The 8,383-nt window shown below is 43.9% G+C and carries 9 protein-coding genes and 1 pseudogene; all 10 read left to right on the forward strand.

The annotated features are described in order from the left end of the window. Positions 1–55: 55 nt before the first annotated feature. Positions 56–304 (forward strand): hypothetical protein, encoded by a 249-nt coding sequence (locus tag B5G10_RS12240; RefSeq protein ID WP_087425013.1) that lies wholly within the window; start codon positions 56–58, stop codon positions 302–304. 133 nt (positions 305–437) lie between these two features. After that, complete coding sequence (locus B5G10_RS12245; protein WP_087425014.1) at positions 438–857, forward strand: hypothetical protein; 420 nt, start codon at positions 438–440, stop codon at positions 855–857. 110 nt (positions 858–967) lie between these two features. Next, positions 968–1,663 carry a hypothetical protein gene (locus B5G10_RS12250; RefSeq protein WP_087425015.1) on the forward strand — a complete coding sequence of 232 codons (696 nt, stop codon included), beginning with the start codon at positions 968–970 and terminating at the stop codon, positions 1,661–1,663. Between the two features lie 204 nt (positions 1,664–1,867). Next, the gene (locus B5G10_RS12255; protein ID WP_087425016.1) at positions 1,868–2,482 is read left to right on the forward strand and encodes a hypothetical protein; all 615 of its coding nucleotides are present in this window, start codon (positions 1,868–1,870) and stop codon (positions 2,480–2,482) included. 7 nt (positions 2,483–2,489) lie between these two features. Then, positions 2,490–3,076: pseudogene (locus B5G10_RS12260) on the forward strand (N-acetylmuramoyl-L-alanine amidase). After that, on the forward strand, positions 3,073–3,777 hold the full coding sequence (locus tag B5G10_RS12265; protein ID WP_087425017.1) for a DUF6808 domain-containing protein: 705 nt from the start codon (positions 3,073–3,075) through the stop codon (positions 3,775–3,777). The pseudogene B5G10_RS12260 and the gene B5G10_RS12265 overlap by 4 nt, the downstream one beginning before the upstream one ends. Before the next feature lie 696 nt (positions 3,778–4,473). After that, complete coding sequence (locus B5G10_RS12270; protein ID WP_087425018.1) at positions 4,474–5,031, forward strand: type II toxin-antitoxin system antitoxin SocA domain-containing protein; 558 nt, start codon at positions 4,474–4,476, stop codon at positions 5,029–5,031. 14 nt (positions 5,032–5,045) lie between these two features. Then, positions 5,046–6,944 carry a hypothetical protein gene (locus B5G10_RS12275; RefSeq protein ID WP_143241151.1) on the forward strand — a complete coding sequence of 633 codons (1,899 nt, stop codon included), beginning with the start codon at positions 5,046–5,048 and terminating at the stop codon, positions 6,942–6,944. Positions 6,945–7,824: 880 nt separating this feature from the next. Beyond that, positions 7,825–8,112, forward strand: coding sequence for a hypothetical protein (locus B5G10_RS12285; RefSeq protein ID WP_087425021.1), 288 nt, complete (start codon positions 7,825–7,827; stop codon positions 8,110–8,112). Then, on the forward strand, positions 8,109–8,342 hold the full coding sequence (locus B5G10_RS12290; RefSeq protein WP_087425022.1) for a hypothetical protein: 234 nt from the start codon (positions 8,109–8,111) through the stop codon (positions 8,340–8,342). The genes B5G10_RS12285 and B5G10_RS12290 overlap by 4 nt, the downstream gene beginning before the upstream one ends. The last annotated feature ends 41 nt before the right edge of the window (positions 8,343–8,383 follow it).

The raw sequence follows: 8,383 nt of genomic DNA on the forward strand, positions 1-8,383 counted from the left end.
GAGATGATCGAGGAATATATCGAAATGTTTCACCTAACGAAGGAAGGAGAGAATCATGAATAAGCAAGAGAAGGAGGTTTCGTTGCAGAACCTCGTAGAACAGTATTTACAGGAGTGGGTGCCGGCCGCCGCTCTCACCGACGAGGGGGCCGTCGTTCGTACCACCGACGATATTTTGCGCGACCTGGACGATATGGCCGATTTAGAGCCCAACGATGTCGCGAAGACCATGCTCTCGCTCGGTTTTCGCTCGGCCTATTATCCTGATGGGCGACATGGTTGGTTGATGAAGCCCGTAAAATAGCCAATAACCTACATACAACTCGTGAAGTCCTGGCTTGTGAAGGTCGGGGCTTTAATTTTTCTCTGCAGGTATCTTTTCTTTTTTTGAAAATCGTAGTAAATATTCTACTTTTGTAGCTATAAAAATAGGAAGTATGGAAAATTCTGAGCAAAGTATCGTTGTACATGTGTCGAAAACTGAGAATGGCTATTCGGCTTCTTGCGATTTACTGGAAGGTTGGGTAGTGGCTGTTACTGGCGACTGGAGCGATCTGGAGAAAGAAGTCCGAGATAGCATCGATTTCTACATTGAGTGTGCTAAAGCAGATGGGGATAGCTATCCTGAAATTTTTGATCAAGAGTATCAAATTGTATATCAATTTGATGTTCAAAGCCTGTTGTGCTTCTATCAAAATATTTTCTCTTTCTCAGCTCTGCAATACATTACAGGTATCAACCAAAAACAGTTAGGGCATTATGCAGCTGGTCGGTCGAAGCCTCGAAGAAAGCAAGCTGAGAAAATAGTAGAGGGCTTACATAAACTAGGAAAAGAACTAGTTGCTCTTTCGTTTTGATTAAACTTAATGGAGAATTTTTTACCCCGCATCTTTGAAAAAGGATGCGGTTTTTTTGTCTTTTTACGATTCGTCGTTCGGCCATATTTTTGAGGAAAAACAGAAATACTATGGCTCAAATCGACGAAATCAAAGCTAAAATCAAAGCACTCCGCGCAGAAACCGAAGCGAACAGCATCACCCCCGACAGTCTCGGGCTTATTCTTGACGATATGGCTACCTTGATTGGTGGTCAAAATTCTGGCCCTATTGGAGTGACATCACCATACATCGACATCACGCTGAAAATAGAAGCAGGGAATCTTGTCCTGTATCCGGTTGAGTACCTCCCGGATGGGGTGGACGCCTCGACGTTTGAAATTCGCCTGATGCGCCATATCTCTACGAGGGATAGGAATGTTGACAAAAAAAGATACCGAAGAGTGGCGGGCTGGCGAATCCCGCAGAATGTGAATAACCCAAAATCACGATTCCAATTTTACCGATGGCCCTATATGCCTGGAGCCGCAACCCTGATTTCAAACTCGCCTGATGAAATAGGAAAACAAGTCGTGGAAGACAATTTCCCGAGTATCATTGTTCACTATGGGCGATATAAAAAAGAGTTTATTTTTACCGCTACACAGGATACCGACAGTCGAGACCAGATTGTCGTTCGCCAGTTTGGCCTGGCTGTATTCGACGGGAGGACTCGAATTTCGAATATCGCCAGGTTTTCACTTCGAGTTGTCAGCAATGAAACAGCCAATGGCGTTGGTTTTTCATTCACTTTTGAAAAAGGGAAAAGGCTGAAGGAGAATATATGAAAAAAGGCCCAAAGACTTTTCAGTCGGGCCTACACAAGGACTTTTCGCTTATGACTGCCAATAGATATATCCGATTGGCTAAGACAAAGATAAGCATAATACTTGGAGTATCAATAGAAAAGCTCAAAAAATATCACCTGTTCCTCCCGGGAGATCTACTCGGCGGAATGGACAGGAAACGCAAATCAAACACGCTGGAAAAACATGGAATACTTGGCCGCTATTATCACCGCCATCGGGACAATCGTCACAACGGTTTTAAGCATCTATATGAAATCGACCCAAAAGTCGAGAGAAAAGGTCACCGACCTGAAAATCGAAGCCTTCAAAAGTGAGCAGGAGGCAAAATACAAACGCAGGAACGACAGCTCTTCGATTGTCTTTGGCGAGCTGTGGAACGTCCTCTATCTGCTGAAAGCCGATCGGGTCTATATTGTGCAGCCTCACCCCTTGGGCAATGAGTGTATGCTATCGGTTTACTATGAGGTGAAGCGCAAGGGCGTGGAAGGAATGCGCGAAAAGATCCACAGCCTGAAGATGGCAGAGGTGGCAAAGTTCAGCGCCGATATGAGCAAGAACCTCTTTATGTACATCTCTAACATCGACGAGCAGGTTGACGATAGATATGCGAAGGCCCTACTGTCGTCTTGTGGGTGCCATGCCGCTATCATCAAGCGGCTCAATGACAATAAATACGATTGGGTGGGGAGTATCTTCGTCGAATTCACTCACGAGAATATTCCTGCCGAGAACGAAGCTCGCCCCATTCTGCACGATGCTGCCATGAATATTCAATACCTTTTACCCGAATACAAATAATGCCGCTATGAAAATAATCCTCGACAACGCCACGGCCGTGAAACAGCTGGGAAGTGCTCGCCCGATGGGCGCCTCCTGGAGTATGCCTACACCCGAGAGCTTGTCCGCCTCATAGCGGCCGAGTTGGAGTCCAGGGGGCTCGATGTCTCTCGGCTCGTTCCTGAACAGGAGGATATTCCTCTCAAAGAACGAGTATCGAGAGCAAACAAGCTATACCAGGATGCCGGGAAACAGGCTATCCTTATATCGGTTCACGTCAATGCCGCCGGGCAGGGTGGGGAATGGCTCTCGGCCAAAGGCTGGGAGGCTTGGACGAGTGTCGGGAACACGAAAGCCGACGACCTGGCCTCTTGCCTGTACGAGGCGGCCGGCGCCGCCGGCTTCATGCTCCGGAAAGATGAGACAGACGGAGACCCCGACAAAGAGGGCCATCTCTACATCTTGAAGCATACCCTTTGCCCGGCCGTGCTCACCGAGAACCTGTTCCAGGACAATCGCGAAGAGGTCGATTTCCTGTTGAGTGACACCGGCAAAAAGGCGATTGTCGATTTACACGTCGCCGGGATTGTTCACTATCTCGATAGCCTCACATGAAAGCGCTCCCTTGGATATTCGTCGGGGTTCTCCTCATTGTGGCGCTATGGGGCTGGCTTCGCCCCATCGGGCCCACTCTCGAGCTGGATCGAGAGAGAGACACCACCACCTTCTTCTTCTTCGATACAGTCCCTTATTATCTTCCTGTCCCTCGGGATAGCCAGTTGGTGAGATATGTCGTAGTGCGGCTTCCGTCCGCTTCCATCGATGGGCATCGCGCCGGTGGCCCCTCTCTGAAAGCCGACACCGCACGCATGTCGTCGGCTGGCAGTGATAGCCTCTACCAGGGCATCGGCCAACATGCCGCCGACAGTCCGTCCTTCTCGCTGGCAGCCGGTGACACGCTTCTCTTCCGTTTCGCTGGTCAGGCAGCCGGCTCCGAAATCTCACGGGCTGAAGCCGCCGGCGAAAAGCGTTCCGTTTCCGCGCGTTCGGCACCAGCTATTTCCCTGGCCGATAGTATAGAGGTGGCTATCCCTATCACGCAGAAGGTGTATGGCGATAGCACATTCACCGCCTATGTCTCAGGGTTTCAGCCGAGCCTCGACAGCATTTTCCTATATCCGAGGACACAGGTCGTCACCGTGCGCGAAAAGCCTCGGAGATGGAGCCTTGGGGTCGGTGCCGGTTATGGCCTTACCCCTCGTGGCTTCCAGCCCTTTGTCGGGGTCTCGGTTAGCTATACCCTTTGGAATTTCTGATAGTTGTTTTTAGTTTGTGTAAAGGGGGATCCCTCCGAAGCCGTCTGCTTGTGAAAGTGGGCGGCTTTGTGTATAAGTAAGAGGAGAGGTACCGCCCATCGAGAAGGTCGCACCTTCTTCTCTACCGTTCGACGGTACCCCCCCGCACCTCGCCGGCACCGCCCCACCGGCAGGGGGGCCTTTGGGCATATTCCGACCGGGGCGGGGGGGGGGAGGCTCTCTCGCTCCGCAGGGCGGTAGGGGGGTCAACTCTCTGAGAAAAAGGGAAATTTTCCCTTTTTGAATCCCTAAGAAACTGGTTTATAGTTGAATAAAACTTTGAAGGCTGGAAAATTGTTCGAGAAGGATAAAAAATAATAGGATAAAGTGCCGGTTTATGCCTGAATATTAGTTGTTTATATTAAGGTCGCTCTTTGATACTTTATGTGTGATTTTGTGTAAAGGTTCTGAATTTTGTTACTGTATATTTTACAAATTAAGGAACATTACTTATTATATTATCAATATAATGATATAACTAAAAATAAAAATATCTATATTTGCAACAAACACATGACAATTATTATAGCTTAAATAGTATGATTTGCTCTGTCCAACAAAGATATAAGGGCAATATAAATTTTATTATAATGCCATAGTTTGTGACCCTTTTCATCGTATTATTGTTCTCGTATAATAAAAGTACAAAAAGGAATTATGATAGGGATAGTAGAAAAAACACAAAAAAAAATAAAGGCTTTTGACTATATGCTCCAACTTTTTGAGGAGTGGAGAGATGATCATAAAACGATAAAGGGCAAACCGTTGTCTAAACTCACCGCCTTGAAATTGTTATTTTTGACGGCAGCTCCTAAGAAAGATAAGGGTGATGATCTTTTGGATATATTTGATAACTTTTATGCCATGCCCTATGGCCCGGTGGAGAGTGATGTATATAATGTAATTCAAGCAAATACATTGCCTTCATATGTTTCTGAGTATAAAATTATTAAAAGGCGGGAAGGTGGAGAGGATAACTCCTCAGAATATGCGGGTTCTGAATTTGAAAATATACGAAATGCCGTTAATGCTCTTCGCGCAGAGAATGAAAAACTTATCGAATTAAACGCCTTCGACCTGGTAGCGATTACTCATAGATGGGATAGTTGGAATCGGGCAATGGATTTCGCAGAATTTATGGGACAATTGAGTGCTAAGATGCCAAAGGATTCAATTCGCAAGGATTCCAATAAACGGTTTAGTCTTACTGATTAAATTGGAGGGGAATAATGGAATTGAAGAAATGCTATGAAAAATATGTGGCTGAGTTTGGTAATGAGAAGTGGAGCCATATAGATTATAGTGATAGTGAAGCATGTCAAGATTTTTATAATAGAATCCAAGATTTCATAGAATTTAGTTTTATACATCTTACTCGATCAATTCTTTCCGGGGAGTATATAAGAGAGGAAGAATTTGGTACAGTATTAGATAAGTTTAAACAGGAATTAGCGGATATCCCTAATCCTCCAGTAGGACCAATTACAACACTTAAAGACCGTATTCAGCTAGAAGTCTTTTATTTAGGAGCTTCGTTGTTCAATGCGTTAGCGTCTTATGAATCATTCTTTTTTCTTGTTAGGAGCAAATATAAAAAGGCGGACTATGAAAATAGCAATGTTTGGCTGAAAAGGTTATTCCGGAAGACAGATAGGCAATCGTTACTTGAGACATTTTACAATATTGCAATTCCTATATGCCAACAAGAGTATTATTTGTTTATTGATGAAGGTCAAGCTTATAAAATTTTGGAGTTAAGAAGTTCCATTGAGATGATGGTTCAAAATACCTCTGTTGGAGTAAAAGAAATATATACATTATTACTGCAAAAGACGGCATATATACTCCGTAGAGTGAGAAAAGAGCCTCTTAGATATGTTACTTCAAATTTCAAGGAAGAAAAAATTCCGACTAATGATCTTGATATAGGCGATTATTCTTTATTTGAGAAGAGACCTGTTCCAGATAAAGATAATATTAGAATAGCTCCATTTGTTTCCAAAATGGAGATGTATAGGACTTCTCTAAAGAGAGAAAATCAAATTAAGTTGATGGACAATCTTATTGCTGAGTTTAAAAGAGTATATGGTGCATATAAGAGTGATCCTAAGCATGGAAAAAGTGAGCTGGAGAAAATTAGTGATGAGTTCTCCTGGGATTCTGTATATAATTATCTTTATAATTGTCGATTTTCTTTTCTTACTCGGGTAAAAAAAGATATTAAGCTGAAGGAAATAAAAGAGGAATTAAGAGTTATTGAAGATATACAGGCAGAGACTTCTATACGAAATTTTCACCCTTACGAGAAAGCTATTCAATCCATTATTGATTGTATCCAGAGACATATTGATATGGAAGATATCAATGATCATTTAATGGAGGATAAATTCTCGGAGTTAGAACGATTGATTCCCTTATATAAAGAATGTATAAAATGGTGTAAATCACATACTTTTGTTGCATATCAACTGCCGTTTGAAGAGTCTTGTGTATATTCGGGAAAATATGAATTGAATTTGTTTGTGCCATCGCCATTTGTTAATAACGATAATTATGATGCGTTGGCTAAGCGTGCAGATTCTTATGAACAGCAGTACAAATCGCAGAAAATGATATATGCGGTTACTAAGGAGAAGGTGGAAATCGATAAGATTAAATCATCTATTAAAAATACCGATAAAAAAGCATTTGATTTGATCGCTATATTTACTACTGCAATAACTTTTTTGTTTGGAATAGTAAATATATTTATTGCGAATGATGAAATAAATCTCCCATTACTCATTTGTAACACAATGGGATTGGGCGTGCTGTTGATTTTGTTTATGTGTTTGTATCTTCTTGTATCTCCGGTCTTAATACAACAATTACCATGGAAACAGTATATAATGACTAGACGGTTCTATTTTGGAATTGTTGCTATTGTAATATACGGGGTATTAACCGGTTTCCTTTATACAAAATTTGACGAGATGGGTCGTAAAGCGGAGGAAGAAAAAGCAAGGGCAGAGGTAGTAGTAAATGAAGAAGAGAAGGTTAAGGAACCGTTCTCTAAAGGGAAAGACTCTGAGAAGAGTGCGCCTATTCAACAAGAATTAGAAGCAACTCAGTATAAAGAGAAAAAATAATATAGATTCCAACTTGATATCGGATATCATTACGAATATCGGCTGTCTTTCCTGTTCATTTTTTTGCGCTCGGCGCATCAAGATGGTTTGTTTGGCGACACAGGAAATGGCGGCCGGTTCGGTAGTATAGAGTACGGCCCCGACCCCCGTGTGGAGCGTTAATGCGCCCACTGCTTGATTCAAGTGTAGTGCAACGGGAAAGCGAGGCCGTTTTATTTTTGTCTTATCCCTTGTTCGTTTCAAAAAAATATCTCATCTTTGTAGTGCGTAACATTTTGACAAGGCGACGACGTTCGCCAACTTTGCCGTTGGCATTTTTTATGCCCATCGGCTGATATTATATAAGTTCCGACCCCCGTGTGGAGTGTTAATGCACCCACGGCCTTGTCAAGGTGTTACGCAACGGGAAAGCGGAACTTTTTTTGTTCCCTTTCCCGTCACCAGTCAACATATTGTTTCATTTTAAACCGCGTAACAAAAATGAAGAATCCAATCGCAATGCCTGTATCGCAGGCAAGGGAAGGGCGAAAAACATCGGCCCTCGAAAATTACCTAATCCGATTTTTTGAGCGGGAGCTCGAGGTCAAACTCACCCGCCGTGAAATGTGGCGAAGCGTTTCTTTTTTCGCCCGATCTCTTGCTTTTCTCGAAAAGAACCCCCATCTTTGTAATGCGTTACATTTGATAAGGGCGAGGAGGCTCGCCAATAGTTATGCTGCGAGCATTTTTTGTGCTTGTCGGTCAATATATAGTTCCGTCCCGTGTGGAGCGTTAATGCGCCCACTGCCCTTATTAGGTGTAACGCAACGGGGAGCGGAACTTTTTTATTCCCTTCCCGTGTTTTGGTTAACATATGTTTCATTTTAAATGCGTTGTAAAAATGAAAAAAACAGTCGTGTTGCCTGTATCGCAGGCAAGGGAAGGGCGAAAAACATCGGCCCTCGAAAATTACCTAATCCGTTTTTTTGAAAAAGAGCTCGAAGTAAAGCTCACTCGCCGTGAGATGTGGCGAAGCGTCCGTTTCGTCGCTTCGTTGTTTGTCTTGTTGTTCGCCCTGGCCACAGGCGAGCCTTTGCTGGCCTTGCCGGCGCTCGCACTGACAGCCTACGCCTATCGGGGAGTGGCCGGTATTACGGCCCGGTTCTCGGGGAAAGGAGGTGAGCGATGAAAGTTCACACGATAAAGTTCACCAACGACGACCTGATTGTTCGGATTACCCGCTACCCGGCCGAAGAGCCGGCGAAAGAACCGTCGGTAGAGATAGAGGTAGAATCTTCTGCTCTCCCTCGCTCGCTCGTTTGGTTAGACCGAGAGTCCCAGGTGCCCGTATTTAAGGAGATGATCGAGGAATATATCGAAATGTTTCACCTAACGAAGGAAGGAGAGAATCATGAATAAGCAAGAGAAGGAGGTTTCGTTGCAGAACCTCGTAGAACAGT

Source organism: Barnesiella sp. An55, assembly GCF_002161555.1.
In the GTDB taxonomy this organism is placed as follows: domain Bacteria; phylum Bacteroidota; class Bacteroidia; order Bacteroidales; family Barnesiellaceae; genus Barnesiella; species Barnesiella merdipullorum.

Coding starts and splice junctions, on each gene's coding strand:
- B5G10_RS12240 (WP_087425013.1), top strand. CDS start 56: ATGAATAAGCAAGAGAAGGAGGTTTCGTTGCAGAACCTCGTAGAACAG.
- B5G10_RS12245 (WP_087425014.1), top strand. CDS start 438: ATGGAAAATTCTGAGCAAAGTATCGTTGTACATGTGTCGAAAACTGAG.
- B5G10_RS12250 (WP_087425015.1), top strand. CDS start 968: ATGGCTCAAATCGACGAAATCAAAGCTAAAATCAAAGCACTCCGCGCA.
- B5G10_RS12255 (WP_087425016.1), top strand. CDS start 1,868: ATGGAATACTTGGCCGCTATTATCACCGCCATCGGGACAATCGTCACA.
- B5G10_RS12265 (WP_087425017.1), top strand. CDS start 3,073: ATGAAAGCGCTCCCTTGGATATTCGTCGGGGTTCTCCTCATTGTGGCG.
- B5G10_RS12270 (WP_087425018.1), top strand. CDS start 4,474: ATGATAGGGATAGTAGAAAAAACACAAAAAAAAATAAAGGCTTTTGAC.
- B5G10_RS12275 (WP_143241151.1), top strand. CDS start 5,046: ATGGAATTGAAGAAATGCTATGAAAAATATGTGGCTGAGTTTGGTAAT.
- B5G10_RS12285 (WP_087425021.1), top strand. CDS start 7,825: ATGAAAAAAACAGTCGTGTTGCCTGTATCGCAGGCAAGGGAAGGGCGA.
- B5G10_RS12290 (WP_087425022.1), top strand. CDS start 8,109: ATGAAAGTTCACACGATAAAGTTCACCAACGACGACCTGATTGTTCGG.